This window comes from Streptomyces sp. W1SF4 (assembly GCF_003950035.1).
Lineage (GTDB): Bacteria > Actinomycetota > Actinomycetes > Streptomycetales > Streptomycetaceae > Streptomyces > Streptomyces racemochromogenes.
On the sequence record NZ_CP034350.1, the window covers coordinates 3,789,927 to 3,816,196 of the forward strand.

25 protein-coding genes and 1 riboswitch are annotated in these 26,270 nt (G+C 71.1%); of the genes, 11 read left to right on the plus strand and 14 right to left on the minus strand.

The window, feature by feature from the left end:
• Window positions 1–77 precede the first annotated feature (77 nt).
• A complete protein-coding gene (locus D1J60_RS17665; protein WP_125821735.1) occupies window positions 78–1,415 on the minus strand; it encodes an MATE family efflux transporter in 1,338 nt (445 codons plus the stop codon).
• 452 nt (window positions 1,416–1,867) lie between these two features.
• On the opposite strand from D1J60_RS17665, the gene dnaB reads away from it, so the two are divergent.
• Complete coding sequence (gene dnaB / locus D1J60_RS17670) at window positions 1,868–3,331, plus strand: replicative DNA helicase (RefSeq protein ID WP_125594118.1); 1,464 nt, start codon at window positions 1,868–1,870, stop codon at window positions 3,329–3,331.
• A gap of 9 nt (window positions 3,332–3,340) precedes the next feature.
• A complete protein-coding gene (locus D1J60_RS17675) occupies window positions 3,341–4,726 on the plus strand; it encodes a serine hydrolase domain-containing protein (RefSeq protein WP_125821736.1) in 1,386 nt (461 codons plus the stop codon).
• Between the two features lie 23 nt (window positions 4,727–4,749).
• Here the strand turns inward: D1J60_RS17675 and D1J60_RS17680 are convergent, their stop codons facing one another.
• The 3 genes from D1J60_RS17680 to D1J60_RS17690 are packed head-to-tail and all read right to left on the minus strand — an operon-like array spanning window position 4,750 to window position 7,353.
• Window positions 4,750–5,925: a winged helix DNA-binding domain-containing protein gene (locus D1J60_RS17680; protein WP_125821737.1), complete on the minus strand. Its 1,176-nt coding sequence runs from the start codon at window positions 5,923–5,925 to the stop codon at window positions 4,750–4,752.
• A gap of 54 nt (window positions 5,926–5,979) precedes the next feature.
• Entirely contained in the window at window positions 5,980–6,441 is a 462-nt protein-coding gene (locus D1J60_RS17685; RefSeq protein ID WP_125821738.1) for a GNAT family N-acetyltransferase, read from the minus strand.
• 15 nt (window positions 6,442–6,456) lie between these two features.
• Complete coding sequence (locus D1J60_RS17690; RefSeq protein ID WP_206436537.1) at window positions 6,457–7,353, minus strand: GNAT family N-acetyltransferase; 897 nt, start codon at window positions 7,351–7,353, stop codon at window positions 6,457–6,459.
• Window positions 7,354–7,489: 136 nt separating this feature from the next.
• Here D1J60_RS17690 and D1J60_RS17695 point away from each other — a divergent pair, with 136 nt between their 5' ends.
• Window positions 7,490–8,140 carry a haloacid dehalogenase-like hydrolase gene (locus D1J60_RS17695; RefSeq protein ID WP_125821740.1) on the plus strand — a complete coding sequence of 217 codons (651 nt, stop codon included), beginning with the start codon at window positions 7,490–7,492 and terminating at the stop codon, window positions 8,138–8,140.
• 225 nt (window positions 8,141–8,365) lie between these two features.
• Window positions 8,366–9,466, plus strand: a complete 1,101-nt coding sequence (locus D1J60_RS17700) for a globin domain-containing protein (RefSeq protein ID WP_241253305.1) — start codon at window positions 8,366–8,368, stop codon at window positions 9,464–9,466.
• A 33-nt stretch (window positions 9,467–9,499) separates the two neighbouring features.
• On the opposite strand, the gene D1J60_RS17705 is transcribed toward D1J60_RS17700, so the two are convergent.
• From D1J60_RS17705 to D1J60_RS17725, 5 genes are all read right to left on the minus strand, one after another.
• Window positions 9,500–9,979 carry an NUDIX hydrolase gene (locus tag D1J60_RS17705; protein ID WP_125594100.1) on the minus strand — a complete coding sequence of 160 codons (480 nt, stop codon included), beginning with the start codon at window positions 9,977–9,979 and terminating at the stop codon, window positions 9,500–9,502.
• Window positions 9,980–10,040: 61 nt separating this feature from the next.
• Complete coding sequence (locus D1J60_RS17710) at window positions 10,041–10,937, minus strand: LysR family transcriptional regulator (RefSeq protein ID WP_125821742.1); 897 nt, start codon at window positions 10,935–10,937, stop codon at window positions 10,041–10,043.
• Between the two features lie 182 nt (window positions 10,938–11,119).
• Window positions 11,120–12,304: a cystathionine gamma-lyase gene (locus D1J60_RS17715; protein ID WP_125821743.1), complete on the minus strand. Its 1,185-nt coding sequence runs from the start codon at window positions 12,302–12,304 to the stop codon at window positions 11,120–11,122.
• A complete protein-coding gene (locus tag D1J60_RS17720) occupies window positions 12,301–12,801 on the minus strand; it encodes a low molecular weight protein-tyrosine-phosphatase (RefSeq protein ID WP_125821744.1) in 501 nt (166 codons plus the stop codon). Before D1J60_RS17720 ends, D1J60_RS17715 begins: the two co-directional genes overlap by 4 nt.
• 11 nt (window positions 12,802–12,812) lie before the next feature.
• Window positions 12,813–13,193, minus strand: coding sequence for a phage holin family protein (locus D1J60_RS17725; RefSeq protein WP_125821745.1), 381 nt, complete (start codon window positions 13,191–13,193; stop codon window positions 12,813–12,815).
• 93 nt (window positions 13,194–13,286) lie between these two features.
• Between D1J60_RS17725 and D1J60_RS17730 the strand changes: the two genes are divergently transcribed.
• From D1J60_RS17730 to D1J60_RS17745, 4 genes are all read left to right on the plus strand, one after another.
• On the plus strand, window positions 13,287–13,604 hold the full coding sequence (locus D1J60_RS17730; RefSeq protein ID WP_125821746.1) for a cupin domain-containing protein: 318 nt from the start codon (window positions 13,287–13,289) through the stop codon (window positions 13,602–13,604).
• Window positions 13,605–13,786: 182 nt separating this feature from the next.
• Window positions 13,787–14,020, plus strand: a complete 234-nt coding sequence (locus D1J60_RS17735) for a DUF5326 family protein (protein ID WP_206436538.1) — start codon at window positions 13,787–13,789, stop codon at window positions 14,018–14,020.
• Between the two features lie 181 nt (window positions 14,021–14,201).
• Window positions 14,202–14,972, plus strand: coding sequence for a helix-turn-helix domain-containing protein (locus D1J60_RS17740; protein WP_185899118.1), 771 nt, complete (start codon window positions 14,202–14,204; stop codon window positions 14,970–14,972).
• Between the two features lie 97 nt (window positions 14,973–15,069).
• Window positions 15,070–15,519 carry an SsgA family sporulation/cell division regulator gene (locus D1J60_RS17745; protein ID WP_125594094.1) on the plus strand — a complete coding sequence of 150 codons (450 nt, stop codon included), beginning with the start codon at window positions 15,070–15,072 and terminating at the stop codon, window positions 15,517–15,519.
• A 37-nt stretch (window positions 15,520–15,556) separates the two neighbouring features.
• On the opposite strand, the gene D1J60_RS17750 is transcribed toward D1J60_RS17745, so the two are convergent.
• Entirely contained in the window at window positions 15,557–16,987 is a 1,431-nt protein-coding gene (locus tag D1J60_RS17750; protein WP_241253306.1) for a YibE/F family protein, read from the minus strand.
• A 72-nt stretch (window positions 16,988–17,059) separates the two neighbouring features.
• A riboswitch (TPP riboswitch) is annotated at window positions 17,060–17,204 on the plus strand.
• Here D1J60_RS17750 and thiC point away from each other — a divergent pair.
• Entirely contained in the window at window positions 17,199–18,986 is a 1,788-nt protein-coding gene (thiC, locus tag D1J60_RS17755) for a phosphomethylpyrimidine synthase ThiC (protein ID WP_125821748.1), read from the plus strand. (Overlaps the previous riboswitch by 6 nt.)
• A 154-nt stretch (window positions 18,987–19,140) precedes the next feature.
• On the opposite strand, the gene D1J60_RS17760 is transcribed toward thiC, so the two are convergent.
• The 3 genes from D1J60_RS17760 to D1J60_RS17770 form a co-directional block, all read right to left on the minus strand.
• Window positions 19,141–19,956, minus strand: a complete 816-nt coding sequence (locus tag D1J60_RS17760; protein WP_125821749.1) for a hypothetical protein — start codon at window positions 19,954–19,956, stop codon at window positions 19,141–19,143.
• A 149-nt stretch (window positions 19,957–20,105) separates the two neighbouring features.
• Window positions 20,106–21,344 carry a metallophosphoesterase gene (locus tag D1J60_RS17765; protein WP_125824075.1) on the minus strand — a complete coding sequence of 413 codons (1,239 nt, stop codon included), beginning with the start codon at window positions 21,342–21,344 and terminating at the stop codon, window positions 20,106–20,108.
• A gap of 216 nt (window positions 21,345–21,560) precedes the next feature.
• Complete coding sequence (locus D1J60_RS17770) at window positions 21,561–22,676, minus strand: LacI family DNA-binding transcriptional regulator (protein ID WP_007265278.1); 1,116 nt, start codon at window positions 22,674–22,676, stop codon at window positions 21,561–21,563.
• A 362-nt stretch (window positions 22,677–23,038) separates the two neighbouring features.
• On the opposite strand from D1J60_RS17770, the gene hisC reads away from it, so the two are divergent.
• Window positions 23,039–24,118 carry a histidinol-phosphate transaminase gene (hisC, locus tag D1J60_RS17775; protein WP_125821750.1) on the plus strand — a complete coding sequence of 360 codons (1,080 nt, stop codon included), beginning with the start codon at window positions 23,039–23,041 and terminating at the stop codon, window positions 24,116–24,118.
• Window positions 24,119–24,184: 66 nt separating this feature from the next.
• Here hisC and D1J60_RS17780 read toward each other — a convergent pair whose 3' ends face one another.
• The gene (locus D1J60_RS17780; protein ID WP_125594089.1) at window positions 24,185–24,553 is read right to left on the minus strand and encodes a cyclophilin-like fold protein; all 369 of its coding nucleotides are present in this window, start codon (window positions 24,551–24,553) and stop codon (window positions 24,185–24,187) included.
• Window positions 24,554–24,754: 201 nt separating this feature from the next.
• Here D1J60_RS17780 and D1J60_RS17785 point away from each other — a divergent pair, with 201 nt between their 5' ends.
• Window positions 24,755–26,260 carry a cytochrome ubiquinol oxidase subunit I gene (locus D1J60_RS17785; protein WP_125821751.1) on the plus strand — a complete coding sequence of 502 codons (1,506 nt, stop codon included), beginning with the start codon at window positions 24,755–24,757 and terminating at the stop codon, window positions 26,258–26,260.
• Window positions 26,261–26,270: the final 10 nt, after the last annotated feature.

The window sequence follows — 26,270 nt, forward strand, 5'->3', positions numbered from 1 at the left end:
CTTCGTCGTTCCCGCATGCCCCGGGGGATGTTTCACGTGAAACATCCCCCGTCACCGGGTTGCTCTCCCGGCCGTGGTCACCGAGTGGCTCCCGCGACCAGCCATCGGCCGGAGCGGGCGCGGAGCTGGAGGGTGGCCATCCTGACGAGCATCATCAGCGTCATGGCCCACCAGAGCGCCGTCAGCCCGCCGCCCAGGGCGGGGACCAGGAGCGCGGCCGGGGCGAAGACGGCCAGGGTCAGCAGCATCGCCCAGGCGAGGTAGCGGCCGTCGCCGGCCCCCATCAGCACGCCGTCCAGGACGAAGACGACCCCGCAGACCGGCTGGGCCAGGGCCACGACCAGCAGGGCGGGCAGCAGTGCGTCCTCGACCACGGGGTCGCCGGTGAACAGCGGGATGAACGCCGGACGCGCCAGGACGACCAGCAGGCCCAGGACGACTCCCGAGACCACACCCCACGTCAGCATCCGCCGGCAGACGGTCCTGGCCCCCTCGGTGTCGCCGGCTCCCAGGTAGCGGCCGATGATGGCCTGCCCGGCGATGGCGATCGCGTCCAGGGCGAAGGCGAGCAGGCTCCAGAGGGACAACAGGATCTGGTGGGCCGCGATGTCGGCGTCCCCCAGCCGGGCCGCCACGGCTGTCGCGATCATCAGGATGGCGCGCAGGGACAGGGTGCGGACCAGGAGCGGCACACCGGCCTGGGCGCAGGCGCGGATGCCGGCCGCGTCGGGCCGCAGGGAGGCGCCGTGGCGCCGGGCGCCGCGGACGACCACGAAGAGGTAGGCACCGGCCATGGCGCACTGGGCGATGACCGTGCCCCAGGCCGACCCCGCGATGCCGAGGCCGGCGCCGTAGACCAGGGCCACGTTGAGGGCGCCGTTGAGGACGAAGCCGCCGATGGCCACGTAGAGCGGGGTACGGGTGTCCTGGAGGCCGCGTATGACGCCGGTGGCCGCCAGGACCACGAGCATGGCGGGGATGCCGAGCGCGGATATTCGAAGATACGTTTCTGCGTAAGGGGCGGCGGTCTCCGAGGCCCCGAAGAGGGAGACCAGGCCGGACGCGCCGAGCAGGACCCCGACGAGGACCGCGGTGCCGAGCAGGAGGGCGAGCCAGATGCCGTCCATGCCCTGCCGGATGGCGGCCTGGAGGTCGTCCGCGCCGACGCGCCGGGCCACCGCCGCAGTGGTGGCGTAGGCGAGGAAGACGAAGACGCTGACCGCGGTGGTCAGGAGCGCCGCCGCCACGCCGAGGCCGGCCAGCTGGGGGGTGCCGAGGTGTCCCACGATGGCGCTGTCGGCCATCACGAAGAGCGGCTCGGCCACGAGGGCGCCGAACGCCGGCACGGCGAGTGCGAGGATCTCGCGGTCGTGCCGTCTCGCGGGCGGCTTCGCGGTGGTGGGGGCCTGTGTCATGCGCTCAATCTAATCTTCCACAGGTAATGGATGCAAGGCTATTTGGATCCTTACCAAGCCTCTGACTTGGGCGTTCTTTCCGGCTCGTTCGGAGCGATCTTGAGACAGTGGCCAAGAATTTTCTCCACGGCCGCTCGCGGATGGGGAAACCGCAGGTCAGGTGGGGTGTGCGGAGGGGGTGGGTGATTTTGTCCACAGCGTCGTCCCCCGGTCTGTGCACAGCTTCGGGCGACTTACCCACAGCATTGGCTCCGTCGTCCACATCTCATCCACACAGCCTGTGGATAACAAGATTGGCTGACGTCGCTCGCGGGCCTACCGTTGTGCGTTGCCCGACGCGCCCAGAGCCGTTTCGGGTGTCCCAAATGTCAGAGCCGTGTCGTAGAAAGATTGCCACGGCGAGGTCCGCGTTGCGGACGGGAGGAGGTGGCCCGGTGAGCATGCCCGAGCCCATGGACGACCCCTGGGCCGACAGCGGTCCCAGTGACCGTCTGCCCGCCCGCTCGCGCCGGGGCGGCGACGGCCGCGGCCGCGGGGACGACCAGCAGGACCGGGGCCGCGAGGGCGGCTCCTGGGACGGCGGAGGGGGCGGCTTCGAGCGCGTCCCGCCGCAGGACCTGGACGCCGAGCAGTCGGTGCTCGGCGGCATGCTGCTGTCCAAGGACGCCATCGCCGACGTGGTCGAGGTCCTCAAGGGCCACGACTTCTACCGGCCCTCGCACGAGACGATCTACCAGGCCATCCTCGACCTGTACGCGAAGGGCGAGCCGGCCGACCCGATCACGGTCGGCGCCGAGCTGACCCGCCGCGGCGAGATCGGCAAGGTCGGCGGCGCCTCGTACCTGCACACCCTGGTGCAGTCCGTGCCGACCGCCGCGAACGCCGAGTACTACGCGGAGATCGTCCACGAGCGGGCCGTCCTCCGTCGCCTCGTCGCGGCCGGTACGAAGATCACACAGATGGGCTACGCGGCGGACGGCGACGTCGACGAGATCGTCAACAGCGCCCAGGCCGAGATCTACGCCGTCACCGAGCAGCGGACCTCCGAGGACTACCTGCCGCTGGGCGACATCATGGAGGGCGCGCTCGACGAGATCGAGGCGATCGGCTCGCGCTCCGGCCAGATGTCCGGCGTGCCGACCGGCTTCACCGACCTCGACTCCCTGACCAACGGCCTGCACCCGGGACAGATGATCGTCATCGCCGCCCGCCCCGCCATGGGCAAGTCGACGCTCGCGCTGGACTTCGCCCGCGCCTGCTCCATCAAGAGCAACCTGCCGAGCGTCATCTTCTCCCTCGAAATGGGCCGCAACGAGATCGCCATGCGCCTCCTCTCGGCGGAGGCCCGGGTGGCGCTGCACCACATGCGCTCGGGCACCATGACCGACGACGACTGGACCCGGCTCGCCCGCCGGATGCCGGACGTCTCGGCCGCCCCGCTGTACATCGACGACTCCCCCAACCTGTCGATGATGGAGATCCGGGCCAAGTGCCGCCGGCTCAAGCAGCGCAACGACCTCTCCCTCGTCGTCATCGACTACCTCCAGCTGATGCAGTCGGGCGGCTCGCGCCGTCCCGAGAGCCGCCAGCAGGAGGTCTCGGACATGTCCCGAAACCTCAAGCTGCTGGCCAAGGAGCTCGAGGTTCCCGTGATCGCGCTCTCCCAGCTGAACCGTGGCCCCGAGCAGCGCACCGACAAGAAGCCGATGGTCTCCGACCTGCGTGAATCCGGCTCGATCGAGCAGGACGCCGACATGGTGATCCTGCTGCACCGCGAGGACGCGTACGAGAAGGAGTCGCCCCGCGCGGGTGAGGCGGACCTGATCGTCGCCAAGCACCGAAACGGTCCGACGGCCACCATCACCGTGGCCTTCCAGGGCCACTATTCGCGGTTCGTGGACATGGCCAACACGTAGCATCCGATCATGGACGCGCTCTCTGAAGACCTGGAACTGCTTCCCGCCACCCGGCGTGCCCTGCGGCACCGGGTCGCCGTCGCCCAGCGCGAGGGCCGGTCCCCCTCGCTGGTGGCGGCCGTCGTACGCGGCGGGGAGGTGGTCTGGGAGGGCTCCCGGACCTGCGTGGAGGGTCACGGGCCGGACGGGAACGTGCAGTACCGGATCGGCTCGATCACCAAGACCTTCACCGCCGTCCTGGTGATGCGTCTGCGGGACGAGGGCCTGCTGGACCTGTCGGACCCGCTGGGCAAGCACCTGCCCGGGAGCGGTGCGGACGAGGTGACCATCGCCCAGCTGCTGGCCCACACCTCGGGTCTCGCGGCGGAGACGCCGGGCGAGTGGTGGGAACGCTCGCCGGCGGCGCTGCGGCCTGAACTGGCGGACGTGCTCGGCCAGGAGCCGTTCAAGCACGTGCCGGGAACCCGGTTCCACTACTCCAACCCCGGTTACACGCTGCTGGGTTCGCTCGTGGAGGCGCTGCGCGGCAAGCCGTGGGAGGAAGTGCTGCGCGCCGAGGTGCTGGAGCCGCTGGGGCTCGGCCGGACGAGCGGTCTGCCGCAGGCTCCGCACGCGGGCGGCTGGGCGGTACACCCGTGGGCGGACGTGATGATGCCCGAGCCGTCCGAGGACCTGGGGCTGATGGCGGCGGCCGGTCAGCTCTGGTCCACCACCGGCGACCTGGCCCGCTTCGCGCGGCTGTTGATGCGGGGCGACGACCGGGTGCTGAGTGCCGAGAGCGTACGGGAGATGCGTACGTCGGTCGCGCCCCCGGCGCCCGGCTCTGCCGACCTCGGCTACGGTCTGGGACTCCAGCTGGCGGAACAGGGCGGCCGCAGGCTCGTCGGGCACGGCGGTTCGCTGCCCGGGTTCGTCGCGGGTCTCTGGTTCAGCGAGGCGGACGACGTGGCGGCGGTCGTCCTGGCCAACTGCACCTCGGGCCTGCCCGCCTCCACGGTGGCGGCCGACCTCGTCGCGATCGTCTCGGAGGCAGAGCCGCGCATCCCCGAGCCCTGGCGTCCGTTCAAGGAGGACGACCGGGTGCCGCTGGAGCTGTGCGGTCCCTGGTACTGGGGCACTTCGGCCCAGGTCCTGCGGCTGAACCAGGACGGCTCGCTGGAGCTGAGCCCGGTCGGCGCCACCGGTCGGCCGGCCCGGTTCCGCGCCGAACCGGACGGCACCTGGACCGGTCTGACGGGCTACTACGCGGGCGAGACGCTGCGGGCGGTCCGGCGCGAGGACGGCTCCCTGAGCCACCTCGACCTCGCGTCGTTCGTCTTCACGCGCGAGCCCTACGACCCGGCGGCCCCGGTGCCCGGCGGGACGGACCCGCAGGGCTGGCGCGGCATCGGCTGACGCCCGGCGGGGATGCGCCCCGCTCAGGCGACGAGTTCGCGCTCCAGAGGGGTGCGGAAGCGGGGCGTGATGCGGGCGTCGCCCACCCACTCCGCGAGCCTCTCCGCCTCTGCGGCGACCGCCTCCTCGGCGGCCCGGCCGGGATCGCCCAGCAGCCGCCAGACGACCTGCCCGTCGGAGCGCTGGGCCCAGCCCCCGACGATCTCGCCGTTCCACCAGACGGTCGGCCCGATGTTGCCCGCGTAGTCGAACAGGGCGGGACGGTGGGCGGGGTCGAGGTGGAAGCCCCGGTCCGCCCAGCCCATGGCGCTGGGGTCGAGACCGGGCAGCAGCGCGGCCCAGGGTTCCGGGGCCGGCTCGGGCCCGGTGTCGCCGGGGCAGACGAGCCCGGTGCCGCCGTCGTCGAGGCGTACCTGCTCGGGGCCCACGGCGGCCAGGGCCTTGCGCACGTCGGTGAGGCTCCAGCCGGTCCACCACTTGAGGTCGGCCTCGGTCGCCGGGCCGTACGCGTGGAGCCAGCGGCGGGCGAGTTCGGCACGGGCCTCGGCGGCGGGTACGGCGGACCACGGCTGCGTGTGCACCCACCGGAACTGGCTGGACGTCCATGACCCGCGCGGCCGGTCCCGTCGGATGCGGCCGTCGGCGGCCAGCAGGCGGATGACACGGGTGGCCACACCGGTCTCGGCCTCGTACTTCTTGCCCCGGCCGATGGTGATCTTCTGCCGCAGGGCGGGTACCGCCGCGGAGAGCCGGCTGCCGGTCGCGCTGCCCAGGGCGTCGAGCGTCTCGAGGACGGCTGCCTCGGCCTGCTCCAGCCAGTCGGCGTCGAGCCCCTGGCCGTCGTCCGCGAGGTGCTTGAGGAGGGTCCGGCGTTCCTTGGCGGCGATGCCGCGGGCGGTGGAGGAGTCCACGTACGGGGCCAGTTTCGTGGAGACGGCGAAGAGGGTGTTGCGCATGCTGAGCATGCGGACGAGGCTGACGTCCCCGTACAGGGCCTGCTCGACCGTGGCGGGCCCGCCGTCGGACAGCCGGGCGCGGAGGGAGAGGAAGACGGTCGCGGCGTCCGTGGCGTGCAGGGCGACGACCGCGTCCGCGGCCCGGTCCGGGGTGGCGGCGCGGACGGAGGGGGCCAGGCGGTGCCGCCGGCCCAGCCGATGACGGCGCTCGGCGGTGGTGATGACGGGGAGGCCGGTGCTCATCCTCCCGATCGTAGGCCGGGCCGCCGACAGCGGCCCGGCCCTTGCCGGGACCGCTCAGAGCTGGAGCTTGAACCCCACGTGGGAGGCGGTGAAACCGAGCCGCTCGTAGAACCGGTGGGCGTCCGTGCGGGTGACGTCCGAGGTGAGCTGGACCAGGGCGCAGCCCTCCTGCCGGGACCGCTCGACGGCCCACTCGACGAAGCGGGTCCCGAGGCCGCTGCCGCGCTCGTCGGCGTGGACCCGGACGCCTTCGATGATGGACCGGGTGGTGCCCTTGCGGGACAGGCCGGGGACGATCGTGAGCTGGAGGGTGCCCACGACGCGCTCGGCGCGTACCGCGACGACGACGTGCTGGTGGGGGTCGTCGGTCAGCCGCTTCAGGGCCGCGGCGTAGGGGGCCAGGTCGTCCGGGGACTCGCGGGTGGCGCCGAGCGGGTCGTCGGCGAGCATGGCGACGATGTCGGGCAGGTCGGCCTGGGTGGCGGGCCGGATGGTGAGCTCGGGGGCTCCGGTCATGGGGATCTCCTTGTTTCAGCCGGCGGCGACGGTGAGCGGGGCCCAGCGGCGGGACCAGTCGCCGGGGAGGCCCCCGGGGACGTCCCTGGTCATGACGGCGTTGAAGGCCACGGACCCCAGCCCGCGCTCCTTGAGCCACGCGAGGAGTCCCTCGTGGCGCACGTCCACGTCGGTGCGCAGGTCCCGTCCGGTGCCGGCGGCCAGAGCGGACACCAGGGCCTTGGCGGTGGCGGTGTCCCGGGCGATCAGGGGGCCGACGACATGGGTGTCCATGTTGGGCCAGATCGAGGCGTAGCCGATGAGTGTCCCGGAGCGGTCCTCGGCGACGAGCAGCCTGTCGCTGAAGGCCGGGAGCCGGGTGATGAGGTGGGTCCGGTCGGTGCCGAACACCTCGGCGTCCAGCCGGACGATCCCCCGGAGGTCCTCGGCGGTGGCCGGGCGGACGTGGACGCCGGCGGGGACGGCGGCGAAGCCGTCCGGGTCGGGGAGGAAGGCGCCCCGGAGCATCTCGGCGCGGCCGGTGGTGTCGAAGCCGAGCTCCTCGTAGAGCGGGCGGCCGTACGGGGTGGCGTGCAGGGTGAGCGGGACACCGGCGAGCACCTCGTCGCACACGTGCTTCATGAGGTGTCGGCCCAGGCCCTGGCGGGCGTACCGGTCAGCGACGAGGACCATCCCGATGGCGGCGAGGACGGGCTTCCCCCCGGGGTCTCCGTACCGGGTGACGACGCAGGCGGCGGCGAGTCCCCGGCCGTCGGGCGCGTCGATCCCGTAGCCGTCGCCGGCGGCGAGGAGCAGCCCCCACTTGTGGTCCTCGCGCGGCCAGCCGCGGTCTTCGGACAGGTCGGCGCAGTGACGGAGGTCTTCCGTGGTCAGTGCGCGGATCGGCAGGTCGGTGAGCGGTGGTGGTGTCACCGGCCCAGAGTGGATCATCGGCTCGGGGGGAGTCCAGGGAATTGAGGGATCCGGGAAGCCGACGTTTCACGTGAAACATCGGCTGTTTCACGTGAAACATCGGCGTCGTCCGACGGAGCGGATAGCCTCGGCAGCTATGACTTCGCTGCACCTGTTCGACCTCGACGGCACCCTGATGTACGGCTCGGCGGCACCGGTGGAGATCTCCCGGCAGCTCGGGGTGGACGCTGAGATCGCCGAGCTGGAGCGGGCCTTCGGCGCCCGGGAGATCGGCCCGCACGCGTTCTCGGTCGCGGCCCGGGAGCTGTGGTCGGAGCTGACGCCCGCGCACGTCCGGGCGGCCTTCGACGGATCGCCCTGGCTGGCGGGCATCCAGGAGGTCTGGACGGAGATCCGGGAGCGCGGCGACTACTGTGCGGTGATCTCCCTGTCCCCCTCGTTCTTCGTGGAGCTGCTGCTGGAGTGGGGGGCGCACGCCGCGCACGGCTCGGTCTTCCCTGCGGTGCCCTTCACGGCGCCCGTCGACGTGGCCGGGATCCTGACGCCGGAGCGCAAGGTGGAGGTCGCGGACTCGCTGTGCGCGCGCTTCGGAGTGGGCCGGGCCGACTGTGTCGCGTACGGGGATTCGATGACGGACGCGATGCTCTTCGAGGTGGTGCCCCGCTCGGTCGCGGTGAACGCGCGCCCTTACCTGGCTGCCCGGGCCACGCACGTCTACCAGGGCCGTGACCTCCGCCAGGCATACCAGCTCCTGGGCGCGGCGCGCCCGGGAGTCGAGGCATCTTAAGGGGAAAAGGGGTTTCGAAACCCCGTTTCTTCCATTCCTCCGCCGCGCTCTCGGTCGGCTGGCACGCTGTGAAACCCGGAACCACGGATTCGGGGCCGTGGCGTGTGAGACCCGACCGAGATGCTCGAAGCGAGGCACCGCATGGACGCTCCGCCCACCAGATCGGCCAGACCGACGGGACGGATACCCTCCGGGGGCGGTGCCCTCGAGCCCTCGCCGGACGCCGTGCTCATCCGCCGGACCCTCGCGGAGATCGCACCCATCGCGGACAAGGTGACCTCCTACTTCTACGCCCTCGTCTTCACGGGGCACCCCGAGGTCCGGGAGATGTTCCCGGCGGCCATGGACGTCCAGCGCGACCGGCTGCTGAAGGCCCTGTTGACCGCCGCCGAGCACATCGACGACCCCGCCGTGCTGACCCCGTACCTGCGCCGGCTCGGCGCGGGCCACCGCAAGTACGGCACCGTCTCCGCCCACTACCCGGCCGTCGGCGAGGCGCTGATCGGCGCGCTGGCCCGTTACGCGGAGCTCACCTGGGGGCCGGAGACCGAGGCGGCGTGGGTGCGCGCGTACACCGCCATCTCGCAGACGATGATCGACGCGGCGGCGGAGGACGAGGCCAGGGCGCCGGCCTGGTGGCACGCCGAGGTGGTCTCGCACGACCTGCGCACCTCGGACATCGCCGTACTGACGGTCCGCCCCGACCAGCCGTACCCCTTCCTCGCAGGCCAGTACACGAGCCTGGAGACCCCCTGGTGGCCGCGGGTCTGGCGGCACTACTCGTTCGCGTCGGCGCCCCGCCCGGACGGGCTGCTGTCCTTCCACGTCAAGGCCGTCCCGGCGGGCTGGGTCTCCAACGCCCTGGTGCGGCACGCCCGGCCGGGCGACGTCCTGCGGCTGGGACCGCCGGCCGGTTCGATGGTGGTGGACCACAGCACCGACAACGGGATGCTGTGCCTGGGCGGCGGCACCGGCATCGCCCCGATCAAGGCGCTGATCGAGGACGTCGCCGAGCACGGCGAGCGGCGCCCGGTGGAGGTCTTCTTCGGCGCGCGCAGCGATCACGACCTGTACGACAAGGACACCCTGCTCGGGTTGCAGCGCTCCCACCCGTGGCTGTCGGTCCGCCCGGTGATCGGGGAGGGGCTGGCGGGACAGCTGCCGCAGGCGGTCGGAGAGAACGGGCCCTGGAGCTCGTACGACGCGTTCATCTCGGGGCCGCCGGCGATGGTCCGCAGCGGTGTGGACGCCCTCAAGCGGATCGGGATCCCCGGGGAGCGGATCCGCTTCGACGCCCTGGAGGAGCTGGCGGGCGTGGCCGGCTGAGCACGGCTCGGCCCGCCGGCCCTCCCGGTGCCGTCAGCCCAGGTCGGGGGCGTGCATGGCGCGCACCCCCTCGATGTTGCCGTCGAGGTAGTGGCGCAGCGAGAGCGGGACCAGGTGCACGGCGGCGATGCCCACCCGGCTGAAGGGCACGCGGACGATCTCGTACTCGCCCTCAGGCTCGTCGACCTCGGGCCCGTGGCGCAGGCCGGGGTCCATGGACACGAGCCGGCAGACGAAGAAGTGCTGCACCTTCACCCCGGTCACGCCTCCGGAGGCGATGTGCTCGACGGTGTCGACGAAACAGGGCACCACGTCGGTGATCTTGGCTCCGAGCTCTTCGTCGAGCTCGCGGTGGAGGGCGTCGACGACGGTGCTGTCAGTGGCTTCCACACCGCCGCCGGGAGTGAGCCAGTACGGATCGACGCCTGGCTTGGTGCGCTTGATGAGGATCAGGTCGTCACCGTCGAGCAGGATCGCGCGGGCGGTGCGTTTGACCACAGGACGTTCGGTCATGGGAGAAGAGTGGCCCAGCTCCGCCCTTCCGAAACGCGCCGTCGTCCGGAACCCGAGGCACTCACCAGTGCACCGCGGCACGCAGCAGGCGTTCGTGGGCCCGCGCGAGGTGGGCGAGCGCCAGGCTGCCCGCCCGTACGACGAGGAACCAGGTGCGCAGCGGAGGTACGGCGGGTTCCAGCAGGGAGACGACCTCACCGCGGTCCAGGGCCTCCTGGCACAGGTAGCGGGGCAGGACGGCCAGTCCGGCGCCGGCCCGGACGCATCCCAGTACGGCCCGCAGGTCCGGAGCCACGACGGTGGCGGCGGAGTCGGGTACGGAGTCGAAGACGGCGGCCCAGTAGCGGGTGACCAGGGGCAGGCTCTCGTGGACCTCGACGACCGGGATCCCGTCGAGTGCCGCGGGGCCGGCCGTGCTCAGTGCGGCGGGGTCGGCCAGGGCGGCCCAGTAGGGAGCGGCGACCAGGACCTGTTCCTCGTCGCAGAGGACGGTCGTGGTGAAGGGGCCGCCGCGCGGCCGGCCGGTGGTGACGACCAGGTCGTGCTGCCCGGCGGCCAGACCGGTGAGGTTCTCCTCGGTGCCGGGCGCGAGGACGGTCCGCAGGGTCTGGCCCTGGCCGACCAGGGGGGCGAGGGCGGGCAGTACGCGCAGGCAGAGGAACTCAGGCGGCCCGGCGAGGTGCAGGGTCCGCAGGGCCCCGCCGGCCTGCCGCTCGCTCTCGGCGATCCGGAGCAGCGCGTCGAGGTGCGGGGCGGCCTTGTGGGCCAGTTCGTCCCCGACGGCCGTGGGGGTGACGCCCCGGGCGCGCCGGTGGAACAGGGGCCGGCCCAGCTGCCGCTCCAGGGTGCGGATCTGGGAGGTGACGGCGGGCTGTGACAGCCCGAGGAGCGCGGCGGCCCGGGTGAACGAGCCGGCCCGGTGCACGGCGACGAAGGTGCGCAGCAGGGCCAGGTCCATGGCGGCCCCTCTCGGTGGGGGCCTTCAACTATAAATATGCCGATAGGCCCCTGTCGTTACCGTGATTGGACTCTGACGCTGAGTCAACTAGCCTTGTCGGCGTGGTTCTTCTCTCGGGGAACCCGGGGCGGTCCGAGCCACCAGGGGGGAGGCTCGGACCGCCCTGATGCTCCCCGGGCCGGTCAGGCGTCGGCGGCCGCGGAATCGAGGGCCCGGAGCACGTCGGCGACCAGGTCCTCGGGGTCCTCGGCCCCGGCGGAGAACCGGATGAAGCCGTCCGGCACGTCGTCGCCGCCCCAGCGGCCGCGCCGCTCCGCGGTGGAGCGGACTCCGCCGAAGCTGGTGGCGTCCTCGACCAGGTGCAGGGCGGTCATGAAGCGCTCGGCGTGTGCGCGGTCGGGGAGGGTGAAGGAGACCACGGAGCCGAAGCCGCGCATCTGGCGGGCGGCCGTCTTGTGGGAGGGGTCCGAGGGGAGACCCGGGTAGCGCAGTCCGGTGACCTCGGGCCGGTCGGCCAGCGCCTCGGCCACCGCCAGCGCGTTGCCCCACTGGCGCCCGGCCCGCAGCTGGAGGGTGGCCAGGGAGCGGTGGGCCAGCCAGGCCTCCATGGGACCCGGGATCGCTCCGACGATCTTGCGCCAGCGGCGGACGGCCGCGGCGAGCTCCGGGTCGCGGCAGACGACGTAGCCGAGCAGCAGGTCCCCGTGGCCGGTCAGCCCCTTGGTGCCGCTGGCGACGGAGAAGTCCGCGCCCAGCTCCAGGGGCCGCTGCCCGAGCGGGGTGGCGAGGGTGTTGTCGACGGCGACCAGGGCGCCCGCCGCGTGCGCGGCCGCCACGAGGCGGCGTACGTCGCAGACGTCGAGCCCCGGGTTGGACGGGGTCTCGATCCACAGCAGCCGGGCCCCGTCGAGGGCGGCGAGCTGCGCCTCCCCGCCGGTCGGGGCGGTGCGCACGCGGACTCCGTACGCTTCGAGCTGCTCGCGGACCAGGGGCAGCGCCTGGTAGCCGTCGGAGGGCAGGACGACGGTGTCGCCGGTGCGGGCCTGGGAGAGCAGGACGGCGGAGACGGCCGCCATGCCGGAGGCGAAGACCACGGTCTCCACCCCCTCCCCGCCGGGTGCCTCCAGTTCCCCGACGGCCCGTTCCAGCAGGGTCCACGTGGGGTTCGTGTCGCGGCCGTAGGTGTACGGCCCCGCGACCTCGCCGGGGAGGTGGAAGTGCGCGGCGAAGACGGGTCCGGGCAGCGGGGGTTCGTTCTTGGCGGGCTCGGGGAGCCCGGCGCGTACGGCGCGCGTGCCGTCGCCGTACCGGTCGGCCGGAGCCGGCGGCGGGGTCGTGGCGGGCCCGCCGGGGGTGTGCTCGTTCACGGGGTGTGCTCCTTCACGGCGGTGCGTACGGCGGCCAGCAGGCCGGTGCTCGCCGCCTCGACCAGGGCCAGGCACTCCTCGAACCCCTCGACCGGGCCGTAGTACGGATCGGGCACGTCCGCCGCGTCCGGTACGCCGGCCGGGGCCGGCGGGTCGTAGGAGCGCAGCAGCCGGACCTTGGCGGCGGCCTGCGGGGTGGGCGCGAGTGCGTGCAGGGCCCGGAGGTGGCCGGCGTCGAGGGCGACGACGAGGTCGAGGCGGTCGAACCACGAGGCCCGGAACTGCCGGGCCCGGTGGTCCTGCTCGTACCCGGCGGCCTCCAGCACGGCGACGGTGCGCGGGTCGGCGCCGTCGCCCTCGTGCCAGCCGCCGGTGCCGGCGCTGTCCACCTCGACCAGCCCGTCGAGGCCGGCCTCGACGACGCGGGCGCGGAAGACCGACTCCGCCATGGGGGAGCGGCATATGTTGCCGGTGCAGACGAAGCACACGCGGTACATGGGCGGTCCGCTCAGTTCTTGTCGGGCAGGGCCAGGTTCACGGCCCAGGAGACGATGGAGATGATCAGGCCGCCGAGGACGGCGGTCCAGAAGCCGTCCACGTGGAAACTGAGGTCGAACTTCCCGGCCAGCCAGGAGGTCAGCATCAGCATCAGGGCGTTCACGACGAGGGTGAACAGGCCCAGGGTGAGGATGAACAGCGGGATGGACAGCAGCTTCACCACCGGCTTGACGATGAGGTTGACCAGCCCGAAGACCAGCGCGACCAGGATCAGCGTCAGCGCGCGGCGGCCCGTGCTGCTGCCGTCGTCGAGGGTGATGCCGGAGACCAGCCAGATGGCGACGGCCAGGGCCGCCGCGTTGGCGAGCGTCTTGACTACGAAATTCGTCATGTGTCTGATCGTGGCAGAGAAGATCCGGGGCGGGCATCGGCAGATCAGCGGATCCCGGGGTACCACGGGCGAAGAGCGAGGGGCACAGCGAAGATGAAGGCCTTCCGGCTGGACGAGCTCGAAGCGGAGCGCGCCGCCAACAGCGGCGCCTACCTGCAGTTCCTGCGGGAGCGGAACATGTCGGTCGGGCTGTACGCCCTCGATGCCGGGCAGAGCGACCCGCAGCAGCCGCACCGCCAGGACGAGGTGTACTTCGTGGTGAGCGGGCGGGCGTCCATCACGGTCGGGGAGGAGACGACGGTGGTGGCCAACGGCAGCGTCGTCTACGTTCCGGCGGGGGTGCCGCACAAGTTCCACCACATCACCGAACCCCTGAAGGTGCTGGTGGTGTTCTCCCCGCCGGAGGGCTGATCAGCGGGGGTCTGAGGGTCGTTCCCCTGATCCCCCTAAGGGGCGGGTCAGGGGGTTCCGAGGGCTCGCGGACCCCCGCGGGGGTCCGCGGCCTCCTAGCATCGAGAGCGAGGGAAGAAACGGACCCGATGACTCGCGACATCACGACATCACGGGGTCACTGACGAGGAAGAGGTAGGAACATGGACGGGATCCGAGCGATGTTCGCGGGCATGCCCTGGTGGGTCAAGTGGGTCGCCGTCCCGCTGCTGGCGATCTTCGTCTTCGGTGGAGTGATCACTTCCATCCTCGGCGCGCTGATCTCGTTCGTCTTCAAGGCGCTGCTCTTCGTCGCCCTCGTCGGTGGTCTGGTCTTCGTGGTCAAGAAGTTCAGCGGTGGCGGCAGCGGAGCGAAGACCTCCTCCGGCGAGTGGTAGGCCCCGCGCCGCACGCTTCCCCCAACGGGTAAGGGGATTGACCCAGCCGGGGGAACGGGACCGGCCGAACCGCACACACGGCGGGAACCGGCCGATAGGGTGGCAATCCGCGCCGTTCCCTGGGGGCGGCCCCCGCAGAGCGGGCCACCCCGAGGCCCGCCGCCACCCCTGGGGGTGAGCTTTGCCTTCGGTTCACAATCCCGGTGTCCCGACCCTGATCGGTTCGGTGCAGCGGGCGTTGCGGCTCCTCGAAGCGGCGGGGTCCCACAGCGGGGGAGCCCCGGCCAAACAGCTGGCGCGCGAAGCCGGGCTCCCGCTCCCCACTGCGTACCACCTGCTGCGCACCCTGACGCACGAGGGTTATCTGCGACGCGAGGGCGGGGTGTTCGTACTCGGCGCCGCGGCCGGCCGGCTGGCGGGCGGCGGACTTCAGCAGAAACGTCGCAGCATGATCCTCGACTCGCTCGCGCACTTCCGCGACGCGGTGGGGGCCCCCGTCTACTTCGCGGTCTACCGCGAGGGTGAGATCGAGGTCGTGGGCGTCTCGGACACCCCGGCCAACCCGGCCTGCCAGGAGTGGGCCGACTTCCGCGCGACCGGCCACGCCCACGCCATCGGCCAGTGCCTGCTGGGCCAGCTCGACGAGAAGACGCGCAGGGACTACTACGACCGGCACCCGGTCGAGAGCATCACGCCCTACACGGTCCGGGACATGCACGCCCTGGAGCAGCGGATCGGCTCTCTGGAACGGATGCAGCCGGTTACGGAGCGTCAGGAGTACGCCCTCGGGACGGTGTGCGCGGCCATCCCCATCACGGCCGGCGATGCCGCCGCGACCATGGCGGTTTCCCTTCCTGTGCACCAACAAGACCGGTTGCTCTATGTGGTCGATCGGCTACGGAGTGAAGTAGGCGCGCTGTTGAGTACCCTCTCCTTCTCTATCAGTATCTGAAAACTCACTCCTTGTGATCTGCTGGCGCTTCCACCACCCTTGTCAAGACGGCCCTGGGGGATCATTCCTGGCCACTTCCACTACAGCGGGGTAGGCAATGCGCGAGTCGGTACAGGCAGAGGTCATGATGAGCTTCCTCGTTTCCGAGGAGCTCGCGTTCCGGATCCCGGTGGAGCTGCGGTACGAGGCCCGTGACCCGTACGCGGTACGCCTGACCTTCCACCTTCCCGGAGACGCGCCCGTGACCTGGGCGTTCGGCCGGGAGCTGCTTCTCGACGGCATCAACAAGCCGAGCGGTGACGGCGACGTGCACATCGCGCCCACCGATCCGGACGAACTGTCCGACGTCCACATCCGGCTCCAGGTCGGGGGCGAGCGGGCCCTGTTCCGGGCCGGCGCGGGCCCGCTCGTCGCGTTCCTCGACCGGACCGACCGGCTTGTTCCGCTCGGTCAGGAGCGCAACCTCGGTGACTTCGAGGAGAGCCTCGACCAGGCGCTCGGCAAGATCCTCGCCGAGTCGCAGCACGACGAGCGCAAGGCGGGCTGAGGCGGGGGCCGGGAGGTCCCGGCCCCCGCCCCGTCCGTCAGCGCTTGCGCCGGCGCCGTCCCCGGCCGCCGCGGGCCGGCGCGGCCGGACCGGCCGCCGGGCTTCCGGACGCTCCGGCCCCGGGTTCCGGCCGGTCGGCGGAGACCACCAGCGCCGCGAGCGCCGTGGTGACCGGCACCGAGGCCACGAGCCCGATGGAGCCCACGAGGGTCCGTACGATCTCCTCCGCGACCAGCTCGCTGTTGGCCACCGTGCCCATGCTGCTGTTGGCGATCGAGAACAGCAGCAGGAGCGGCAGGGCTGCGCCGGCGTACGCCAGCACGAGGGTGTTCACCACCGAGGCGATGTGGTCACGGCCGATCCGGATGGCGGCCCGGTACAGGGCGCGCGGACCCATGGCCGGGTCCGCCTGGTGGAGTTCCCAGACGGCCGAGGTCTGAGTGACCGTCACGTCGTCGAGCACGCCAAGGGATCCGATGATCACGCCTGCCAGCAGCAAGCCACTCATGTCGATGTTCGGGTAGAGCCCGTGGATCAGCCCGGTGTTGTCGTCCGTGTTGCCGCTGAGGAACGCCTGGCTGATGAACTGCGAGCCCAGCAGCCCGATCAGCAGGAGCGAGACCAGCGTGCCGAGGACGGCGACCGAGGTCCGCGCCGTCAGCCCGTGGCACATGTACAGCGCGATCAGCATGATCGCGCTGGCGCCGATGATCGCGACGAGCAGCGGGTTCGATCCCTGCAGGATCGCAGGGAGGATGAAGAGCGTCAGGACGCCGAAGCTGACGCCGAGTGCGATGAGGGCGAAGAGACCGCGCATCCGGCCCACCACGACGACCGCGACGGCGAAGATGCCGGCCAGCAGTGCCAGCGGGAACTTCCGGTTCAGGTCGATCACCGAGTACTGGAGGTCCCGGGGCGCGTCCGGCGCGTACGCCACCACCACCTCCTGGCCCTTCTCCAACTGCCGGGGCGCGCCGGGCTGGACGATCTCGAAGAAGGCCCGGCCCTGATCCGGTCCGGTGGTCACCTCGACGGTGGCCTTCTTGCACTCGCCGGTCTGGGCGGCCTGCGCCTCACGGCCCTCGGGGGTGGAGGTGTCGCCCGTGGGAGGGACCTGGGAGGCGTTCACCGATTTGCAGTCGACGTTCGCGAGGGCGACGACCTTGCCCTGTTGGGTCTGGCGGTCGAAGCCCACCCCGGTCCGTTCGTGCGCGGGGGCGCCGCCGGGCCAGAGCAGGGCCATGCCGACGAAGACGGCGGCGGCGAACGGGATCAGTACGGCGGCGATCACCTTCCGCAGGTGCTTGGAGACCGGGGCAGCCGGCCCGTGGCCGTGGCTGTGTCCGTGTCCGTGGCCGTGGGAATGCCCGTGCGCGGAGTCCGCGGCATCCCCGCGGGACGCATGTTCGTGGCCGGTGTGGCCCGTGGGCTCGGTGGGCGTGGGGGGAGGCTGCGGCGAGGACGTCACCGGCAGATCATCGCAAGAGATGAGGGGGCCCACTGTTCAGCACGCCACACCCGACGCTAACGTGGGGGCTACTTTGCACAACGCGGGAGCTCGGAGCACCGGGCTGAGAGGGCGCTGATCACCGTACGCGCATGAGAATGCGTACGGGAGGAGGCTGCGTCGACCGCCGAACCTGTTACCGGGTAATGCCGGCGTAGGGAGATTAGGTCTCATGACCATTCAGGACGCACGCACGCCTGCCGTCAGCCAGAACGCCGACGGCCAGACCGAGCGCCAGCCGGGCTGGCACAAGGGCTACGTGGCGGGCTCCCGCCCCGACATCCGGGTGCCGGTCCGCCAGGTCCACCTCACCAACGGCAAGGACGTGACGCTCTACGACACGTCCGGTCCGTACACCGACCCGCAGATCGAGACCGACGTCCGCCGCGGCCTCGCGCCGCTGCGCGAGAACTGGATCATCGGCCGTGGCGACACGGAGGAGTACGCGGGACGCCCCGTCCGCCCCGAGGACGACGGCATCAAGCACACCTCGCCGCGCGGGGGTCTCAAGAACCTCGACGCGGTCTTCCCGGGCCGCCCGCGCCAGCCCCGCCGGGGCCGTGGCGGCGCCGCCGTCACCCAGCTCGCGTACGCCCGCCGGGGCGAGGTCACCCCGGAGATGGAGTACGTCGCGATCCGCGAGAACGTCTCCCCCGAGGTCGTCCGCGAGGAGATCGCCGCAGGCCGCGCGGTGCTTCCGGCCAACGTGAACCACCCGGAGATCGAGCCGATGATCATCGGCAAGAAGTTCCTGGTCAAGGTCAACGCCAACATCGGCAACTCCGCCGTCACCTCCTCGATCGAGGAGGAGGTGGAGAAGATGACCTGGGCGACCCGCTGGGGCGCCGACACGGTCATGGACCTCTCCACCGGCCGCAACATCCACACCACCCGCGAGTGGGTGCTGCGCAACTCCCCCGTCCCGATCGGCACCGTGCCGCTGTACCAGGCCCTGGAGAAGGTCGACGGCAAGGCCGAGGACCTGACCTGGGAGATCTACAAGGACACGGTCATCGAGCAGGCCGAGCAGGGCGTCGACTACATGACGGTCCACGCCGGCGTACTGCTGCCGTACGTGCCGCTGACCGCCCGTCGCAAGACCGGCATCGTCTCCCGCGGTGGTTCGATCATGGCCGCCTGGTGCCTCGCGCACCACAAGGAGAACTTCCTCTACACGAACTTCGAGGAGCTGTGCGACATCCTCGCGACGTACGACGTCACGTACTCGCTGGGTGACGGCCTGCGGCCGGGCTCCATCGCGGACGCCAACGACGCGGCGCAGTTCGCGGAGCTGAAGACGCTGGGCGAGCTGAACACCATCGCCAAGCGGCACAACGTCCAGACGATGATCGAGGGCCCGGGCCACGTCCCGATGCACAAGATCAAGGAGAACATCGACCTCCAGCAGGAGATCTGCGAGGAGGCGCCGTTCTACACGCTCGGCCCGCTGACCACCGACGTCGCGCCCGCGTACGACCACATCACCTCGGGCATCGGCGCCGCGATGATCGCCTGGTGGGGCACCGCGATGCTCTGCTACGTGACGCCCAAGGAGCACCTGGGCCTGCCCAACCGGGACGACGTGAAGACCGGCGTCATCACCTACAAGATCTCCGCGCACGCGGCGGACCTGGCCAAGGGCCACCCGGGCGCCCAGGAGTGGGACGACGCCCTGTCGGACGCGCGGTTCGAGTTCCGCTGGGAGGACCAGTTCAACCTGGCCCTGGACCCGGACACGGCCCGTGAGTTCCACGACGAGACCCTCCCGGCCGAGCCGGCCAAGACCGCGCACTTCTGCTCCATGTGCGGTCCGAAGTTCTGCTCCATGAAGATCTCGCAGGACATCCGCCGTGAGCACGGCGGTGACCTGAAGGCCGATGAGATCGAGGCGGGCATGGCGGAGAAGTCCGCCGAGTTCGCGGCCTCGGGCAACAGGGTCTACCTGCCGCTGGCCGACTGACGGGTGCACAGGGGGTCGGCCGACGGTATTCCGGGGGGAGTCGTCGGCCGGCCTTCGCCGTTCCCGGCCGAGCCCGTGGCGGCGGATGTTTCACGTGAAACACGGCCGGCCGGGCAGCGGTGGCCGGGGTCCTGCTCGGGGACCCACTCCGGTCCTACTCGGGGTCCTGGTCCGGTCCGCCGAAGTCCGGGCTGGTGAAGTCCGGCGAGCTGAAGCCGGGTCGGGAGCCCGGGGAGTTCGGGCCCGGGCTGGTGAAGTCCGGGCGCGTGTAGCCCAGGCTGGGGATCCGCCCGGCCCCCGGCGTGCGAGGCACCGGGTAGCCCGGTCCGGCGGTCGGGTCCGCCAGGGCGTCACGCAGGAAGGGCACGATGCCCCGCTCCAGCAACGCGTTCCGCCAGGCCTCCCGGGCACGGGAGAGTTCGTCGGGTATCGGCACGCTCTCTTCCGCCGTGACCTCCGTGGAGCTGTTGCGCAGGGCCGTCACGAGCAGCCCGACCACCGCGAACAGCAGGGCGGCCACGGTGAGCCCGCCGAAGAGCCAGCCCGCCGTCAGCATGGTCTCGGCGAAGGCAGGGACCGGGTCGATCATCTTGAGGCAGTACCCCACCAGCAGGAAGATCAGCATGGCGGTGCCCGCCAGGACCGGTGCGAGGACGCCGACCACGGCGCTCACACCGGCCCCGTCGTCCTGGTCCTCGCCGCCGTCCTCGGCGTTCGTCCCGAAGACCGAGAGGGCCCCGTCGCGCAGCTCCTCCCGCACCTTCACGTAGTGGTCGTACTCGGCGGCCGCCGCGGCGGTCAGGAGTGTGATGGCGGCCAGGGCCATGGTGCGCAGTTGTTCGGCGTTCAGCCGTTCGCCCAGGGTGGCGAGTTCGGGTCGTTCGTCCGCGGTGCGCAGTGCCTCGTCGAGGAGCCGGTCGAACTCCGGTCGGTCTTCGGTGAGCAGGTGCGGAGCGCTGGTCATGTGCATCCCCCGATGCCCCGTACATGCCGGTATGCCCGCGTAGATACGGGGCTCCGGCACAAACGGAGGAGAGCCTGCTACGGATAGAGCGATGGTAGAGCGCCCCTGCCACGCGGTGACAGGGGCTTTGCTGAAATACCCCGCTCCGAGAACGCTCAGTCGCGCAGAGGTAGTTGAACGACGAGCAGCTTGCCCGCCATCGTCACTCCGCCGTCCATCGCGATGGCCAGCCCGTCGGCGTACACGTGGGGCCCGTCCACGGCCTCCGGGCCGTGGGATTCGTCGCCGTCCTCGGTGCCCACCTCGCCGAGCAGGTACGGGATGGGGCTGTGGCCGTGGACGACGCGGCCGCCGCCGTAGGTGGCCAGGAGTTCCCGTACGGCCTGGGGGCCGGTCTCCTCGTCGCGGAAGGCGAACCGCTTGGTGAACTTGCGGAAGAGGTCCCAGGTGATGTCGGCGTCGTTGCGGTTGAGAAGCTCGTGGATGGTGTCGTTGACGTCCTCGATGGAGTCGCCGTAGTCCAGGTACGCGGTGGTGTCCGAGTGCAGCAGCAGGTGGCCGTCCTGCAGCGTCGCCGCGTCGAGGCGGGACATCCACTGGAGGTGCACGTCCTCCAGGCGCTCCATGTCGGTGCGCTGGCCGCCGTTGAGCAGCCAGGCGGCCTGGAAGGTGGCGGTGCCGGCGCCGGAGGACACGGGGGTGTCGCCGAAGCGCTTGGCGCCGATCAGGAGCAGTTCGTGGTTGCCCATCAGGGCCTTGCAGTAGCCGCCGGCGGCGGCGGCCTCGGCGGAGAGCCGCATGACGAGGTCGATGACGCCGATGCCGTCGGGGCCGCGGTCGGTGAAGTCGCCGAGGAACCAGAGCCGGGCGTTGCCGGCGGACCAGCGGCATTCGGCGTCGATGAGGTGCTGGGCCTGGAGTTCCCGGATGAGCTCGTCCAGGTAGCCGTGCACGTCGCCCACGACGTAGAGCGGGCCGGGGCCGGAGCCGGGGTTCTCCTGGGGGACGTACTGGACCTGCACGGTGTCCCCGGGGCCGCCGGCCGAGCCGCGGACGATGATGGGCAGGTCGCGCTGCGTGGGCGTGTAGCCGTCGTCACCGGCGTCGTCGTACTCGCCGTCGCCCGCCGTGCGCTGCTGCGGGACGGCCTCCGGGCCCGGGTGGGCGGGAGGAGCCGCGGCGGGCCCGTCGGGAGCGTAGGCGGGCCGCGGGGGCACCGGGGTGCTCTCGTCGTAGTACGCGGGGTACTCGCCGTACACGGGGGGCTCGCCGGGCAGTGCGGCGGCCGCGGTGTACGGCGCGGGTTCGACGACCGGCACCCGGAAGTCCCGCAGCGTGTCCGTCCGCATCGCGGGTCCCTGACCGGCCCCCTGAGTCATCGACCCCTCCACCACCGTCGCGCTGCCGTACACCTGCGGACCCTGCTCACCTCCGGGGTGGAGGGTCCGTGATGTCGTGCGCCCATCATAGGAATGCGGCTCGCGCTCTGTGACGCACCAGGGGTGGTGAATCCTTGCCGGAACCTCTCCTTCCTGCCCTTTTGTTCCGGTTTCGGCGTTGTGGAAATCCTCGGCGGGGCCATCGGCCCCGCCCCTGTGACGGTGTGGCGGTCAGTCCTGGGCCGGCGAGCGCGGCGGGCTGACGGTCGTGCGGGGTGTCCTGCGCTGCGAGGAGGTGCGGATGATCAGCTCGGTCGGCACGACCTGTTCGACGGGGCGTCCGGTGTCCACTCCCTCGATCGCGTCGATCAGCAGCTGTACGACGGCGGTGCCGATGCGGCGGGGCTTGAGGGAGAGCGTGGTGATGGGCGGTTCGGTGTTGGCGTAGACGGTGGACTCGCTGCAGCAGACGAGGAGCAGGTCCTCGGGGACCCGCAGCCCGTAGCGCCGGGCGGCGGCGAGGAGGTCGGTGCCGTTGGGGTCGAAGAGGCCGTACACGGCGTCCGGCCGGTCGGGGCGGGCGAGGAGCCGGTCGGCGGCGACGGCGCCGGCGCACGGGTCGTGGGCGGGGTAGGACTCGTAGACCGGGTCCTGGCCGACGCGCTCGCACCAGTTGAGGTACGCCGTCGTGGAGAGCCGGGTGTAGGTGTCGGTGGTGGTGCCGGTCAGCAGCCCGATGCGGCGGGCTCCGGCGGCGGCGAGGTGGTCGAGGAGGCCCAGCACGGCGGCCTCGTGGTCGTTGTCCACCCAGGCGGTGACGGGCAGGGTGCCCGCCGGCCGGCCGTCGGAGACCACGGGCAGTCCCTGGCGGACCAGTTCGCTGACGACCGGGTCGTGGTCGGAGGGGTCGATGACGACGGTGCCGTCGAGGGCCACGTTGGACCAGACGTCGTGTCGTGAGGTGGCGGGCAGGATGACGAGGGCGTAGCCGCGGGCGAGCGCGGCGGAGGTGGCGGCCCGTGCCATCTCGGCGAAGTACGCGAATTCGGTGAAGGTGAAAGGTTCATCCCCGTACGTCGTCACGGTCAGGCCGATGAGGCCCGACTTGCCGGTACGGAGGGTGCGGGCCGCGGCGGAGGGGCGGTACCCCAGCCGGTCGGCGACCTCGCGGACGTGGCGGCGGGTGGCGTCCGGCAGCCTCCCCTTGCCATTGAGCGCGTCGGAGACGGTTGTGATGGACACGCCCGCCGCGGCGGCCACGTCCCTGATGCCGGCCCGGCCCTGTCGGCCGCCGACCCGCCGGGTGGTCTCGGTCCGGCTCACCTGGTGCTTCCCTGCTGCTGTCATGGCGAGCCGATAGTAGGGCGCGGAGGGCAGGGTGGTTCGGGTGCATATGCACGCGTTGACAGGCACGATTCTGCATGGTTCGCCACCCCCAATGACCTTGGAATTGAAGGTATTTGTCGTCCTGGTCTGAGAGTGAGGCTTGTCGACGGGTACGAACATGCCAAAACGGAGCCGCCTCCGGCCGCCCTCAACTCACCTGCACGAGGGACGCGCGCCACGGCGCAGGCCATCGGCGCACGCATATATGCGCGCGCTCCCCCTGTGTTCCTGGCGCCCGCCATTCTCGTATCGGCGGAATCCTCATAAGGTGAGCAGTATTGAGTCGACGGAGACGTCGACGGGACGGTCGAGGAGGACCTGCGGTGAGCGAGAAGAGCCCGAAGCTGCGCGCCGAGCTGGACGGCATCCCCACCTACAAGCCCGGCAAGCCCGCCGCCGCGGGCGGGGCCGTCGCGTTCAAGCTGTCCTCGAACGAGAACCCGTACCCGCCGCTCCCGGGGGTCCTGGAGAGCGCCGTGGCCGCGGCCGGCCGGTTCAACCGCTACCCGGACATGGCGTGCACCGGCCTGGTGAACGAGCTGGCGGAGCGTTTCGGCGTGCCGGTCGAGCACATCGCCACGGGCACCGGCTCGGTGGGTGTGGCCCAGTCGCTGATCCAGTCCACGGCCGGCCCGGGCGACGAGGTCATCTACGCCTGGCGCTCCTTCGAGGCGTACCCGATCATCACCCAGATCTCCGGCGCGACCTCGGTGCAGGTGCCGCTGACCGACGGTGACGTGCACGACCTGGACGCGATGGCCGCCGCGATCACCGACCGGACCCGCCTGATCTTCGTCTGCAACCCCAACAACCCCACCGGCACCGCCGTGCGCCGCGCCGAGCTGGAGCGGTTCCTGGACCGGGTTCCCTCGGACGTCCTGGTGGTGCTGGACGAGGCCTACCGGGAGTTCGTGCGCGACACCGACGTCCCGGACGGCATCGAGCTCTACCGCGACCGCCCGAACGTGGCCGTGCTGCGCACGTTCTCCAAGGCGTACGGGCTGGCCGGCCTGCGCGTCGGCTTCGCAGTGGCACACGAGCCGGTGGCCGCGGCGCTGCGCAAGACGGCCGTGCCCTTCGGCGTGAGCCAGCTCGCCCAGGACGCGGCGGTCGCCTCGCTGCGGGCCGAGGACGAGCTGATGGGCCGGGTCGGGGCGCTGGTGTGCGAGCGCAACCGGGTCCACGAGACGCTGCTCGCGCAGGGCTGGACGGTTCCGGACACCCAGGCCAACTTCGTGTGGATGCGGCTGGGGGAGCGCACCGCCGACTTCGCGGCGGCCTGCGAGAAGGCCGGTGTGGTGGTCCGGCCCTTCGCGGGCGAGGGCCTGCGGGTCACGATCGGTGAGACCGAGGCGAACGACCTCTTCCTGCACACGGCGGAGGCGTTCTTCAAGGAGCTGTAGGCAAGGCCGTGGGCGCGGAGCCGTAGGCAGGGAGCCGCGGCCGCGTGCCGCAGCCGGGAGCTGGGGTCAGACCAGTTCCACGCGGATGGGGTCGCCGTCGCGGACGGTGGCCAGGAGGCGGGGGTCGCCGTCGAACGAGCCGAGCACGTTGCACGGGCTCGCCAGGCGGCTCTCGCCACCGCGCGAGATGGGCGTGGGGCCGTAGGGCAGGGCGAGTGCGTCGCCCTCGGTCCAGAAGGCGACCGTGCCGGGGTCGACGACCTGCTGGGCGTCGTCTTCCAGGGCCACCGAGACCCCGGTGTCGAAGTAGACCTCCTCGCCCCAGGTGTTCGCGGAGGCGGAGATCGGAAGGGCCGCCGCCAGCGCCTTGCTGGTCGGGGTCTCGTCGAGGGTCGCGGTGAGCAGGCCGGCAGGCCAGGAGATTCGAATCTGCATGGCCACATTCAACAATCTGTTGAAATCCTTGGCTAGTGGCCGATAAGGGGGACCCCGGCTGATTCGAGCCGGAAGTGGTAGGACATAATGCTTGTGAATGTGAACGCGTTCACAAGCGTGTCCTGCTTCCTCCCGTTATGGGGAGGAACCCGCCAGGCAGACTGCCCGCTGTGACCACGGCGACGACAAGGAGAAGACGACGTGGACCTAGCTTTGGCGCCTGAGACATTGGCGCGCTGGCAGTTCGGCATCACCACCGTCTACCACTTCCTCTTCGTTCCGCTCACGATCTCGCTCGCCGCGCTGACCGCCGGCCTGCAGACCGCGTGGGTCCGCACGGAGAAGGAGAAGTACCTCAGGGCCACGAAGTTCTGGGGCAAGCTTTTCTTGATCAATATCGCGATGGGTGTCGTCACCGGCATCGTCCAGGAGTTCCAGTTCGGCATGAACTGGTCCGACTACTCGCGATTCGTGGGCGACATCTTCGGCGCCCCGCTGGCGTTCGAGGCATTGATCGCCTTCTTCTTCGAGTCGACCTTCATCGGCTTGTGGATCTTCGGCTGGGACAAGCTGCCCAAGAAGATCCACCTCGCCTGCATCTGGATGGTCTCCCTCGGCACCGTCCTGTCCGCCTACTTCATCCTGGCGGCCAACTCCTGGATGCAGCACCCGGTCGGCTACCGCATCAACGAGGAGCGGGGCCGGGCCGAGCTCACCGACTTCTGGGCGGTCCTCACCCAGGACACCGCCCTCACCCAGTTCTTCCACACCATCACGGCCGCGTTCCTCGTCGGCGGTGCGTTCATGGTCGGCATCGCCGCCTTCCACCTCGCGCGCAAGAAGCACGTCCCGGTGATGCGCAGCTCGCTGCGGCTCGGCCTGGTCGTCATGATCATCGCCGGAATGGGCACCGCGATCAGCGGTGACCTGCTCGGCAAGGTGATGTTCAAGCAGCAGCCGATGAAGATGGCCGCCGCCGAAGCGCTCTGGGACGGCGAGGCGCCGGCCCCCTTCTCGGTCTTCGCCTACGGAGACGTCGAGAAGGGCCACAACAAGGTGGCCATCGAGATTCCCGGCCTCCTGTCCTTCCTCGCCAACGACGACTTCAGCTCCTTCGTCCCCGGCATCAACGACGTCAACAAGGCCGAGCAGGAGAAGTTCGGCCCCGGCGACTACCGGCCCAACATCCCCGTCGCCTACTGGGGCTTCCGCTGGATGATCGGCTTCGGCATGGCCTCCCTGGGGATCGGCATGCTCGGGCTGTGGCTGACCCGCAAGCGGTTCATGCTGCCGCCGGCGCTGCGCACCGGTGAGGACGAGGTCCCCCATCTCGTCCTCTTCAAGGAGGCGCTCAGCCCCCGGTTCGCCCGGCTGTACTGGATCGCCGCGCTCTGGACCATGCTCTTCCCGCTGATCGCCAACTCCTGGGGCTGGATCTTCACCGAGATGGGCCGTCAGCCCTGGGTGGTCTACGGAGTGCTGCGCACCAGGGACGCGGTCTCGCCGGGCGTCTCGCAGGGCGAGGTGCTCACCTCGATGATCGGCTTCACTCTGCTCTACGCCGTGCTCGCGGTGATCGAGGTCAGGCTGCTCGTGAAGTACGTCAAGGCCGGCCCGCCCGAGCTCACCGAGGCCGACCTCAACCCGCCCACCAGGATCGGCGGGGACGACAAGAACCCCGACCGGCCGATGGCCTTCTCGTACTGAGGCTGAGGAG

Coding starts and splice junctions, on each gene's coding strand:
- dnaB (WP_125594118.1), top strand. CDS start 1,868: ATGGACGACCCCTGGGCCGACAGCGGTCCCAGTGACCGTCTGCCCGCC.
- D1J60_RS17665 (WP_125821735.1), bottom strand. CDS start 1,415: ATGACACAGGCCCCCACCACCGCGAAGCCGCCCGCGAGACGGCACGAC.
- D1J60_RS17735 (WP_206436538.1), top strand. CDS start 13,787: ATGGACGGGATCCGAGCGATGTTCGCGGGCATGCCCTGGTGGGTCAAG.
- D1J60_RS17760 (WP_125821749.1), bottom strand. CDS start 19,956: ATGCACATGACCAGCGCTCCGCACCTGCTCACCGAAGACCGACCGGAG.
- thiC (WP_125821748.1), top strand. CDS start 17,199: ATGACCATTCAGGACGCACGCACGCCTGCCGTCAGCCAGAACGCCGAC.
- D1J60_RS17705 (WP_125594100.1), bottom strand. CDS start 9,979: ATGACCGAACGTCCTGTGGTCAAACGCACCGCCCGCGCGATCCTGCTC.
- D1J60_RS17680 (WP_125821737.1), bottom strand. CDS start 5,925: ATGAGCACCGGCCTCCCCGTCATCACCACCGCCGAGCGCCGTCATCGG.
- D1J60_RS17770 (WP_007265278.1), bottom strand. CDS start 22,676: ATGACAGCAGCAGGGAAGCACCAGGTGAGCCGGACCGAGACCACCCGG.
- D1J60_RS17695 (WP_125821740.1), top strand. CDS start 7,490: ATGACTTCGCTGCACCTGTTCGACCTCGACGGCACCCTGATGTACGGC.
- D1J60_RS17720 (WP_125821744.1), bottom strand. CDS start 12,801: ATGTACCGCGTGTGCTTCGTCTGCACCGGCAACATATGCCGCTCCCCC.
- D1J60_RS17730 (WP_125821746.1), top strand. CDS start 13,287: ATGAAGGCCTTCCGGCTGGACGAGCTCGAAGCGGAGCGCGCCGCCAAC.
- D1J60_RS17710 (WP_125821742.1), bottom strand. CDS start 10,937: ATGGACCTGGCCCTGCTGCGCACCTTCGTCGCCGTGCACCGGGCCGGC.
- D1J60_RS17675 (WP_125821736.1), top strand. CDS start 3,341: ATGGACGCGCTCTCTGAAGACCTGGAACTGCTTCCCGCCACCCGGCGT.
- D1J60_RS17745 (WP_125594094.1), top strand. CDS start 15,070: ATGCGCGAGTCGGTACAGGCAGAGGTCATGATGAGCTTCCTCGTTTCC.
- D1J60_RS17780 (WP_125594089.1), bottom strand. CDS start 24,553: ATGCAGATTCGAATCTCCTGGCCTGCCGGCCTGCTCACCGCGACCCTC.
- D1J60_RS17725 (WP_125821745.1), bottom strand. CDS start 13,193: ATGACGAATTTCGTAGTCAAGACGCTCGCCAACGCGGCGGCCCTGGCC.
- D1J60_RS17685 (WP_125821738.1), bottom strand. CDS start 6,441: ATGACCGGAGCCCCCGAGCTCACCATCCGGCCCGCCACCCAGGCCGAC.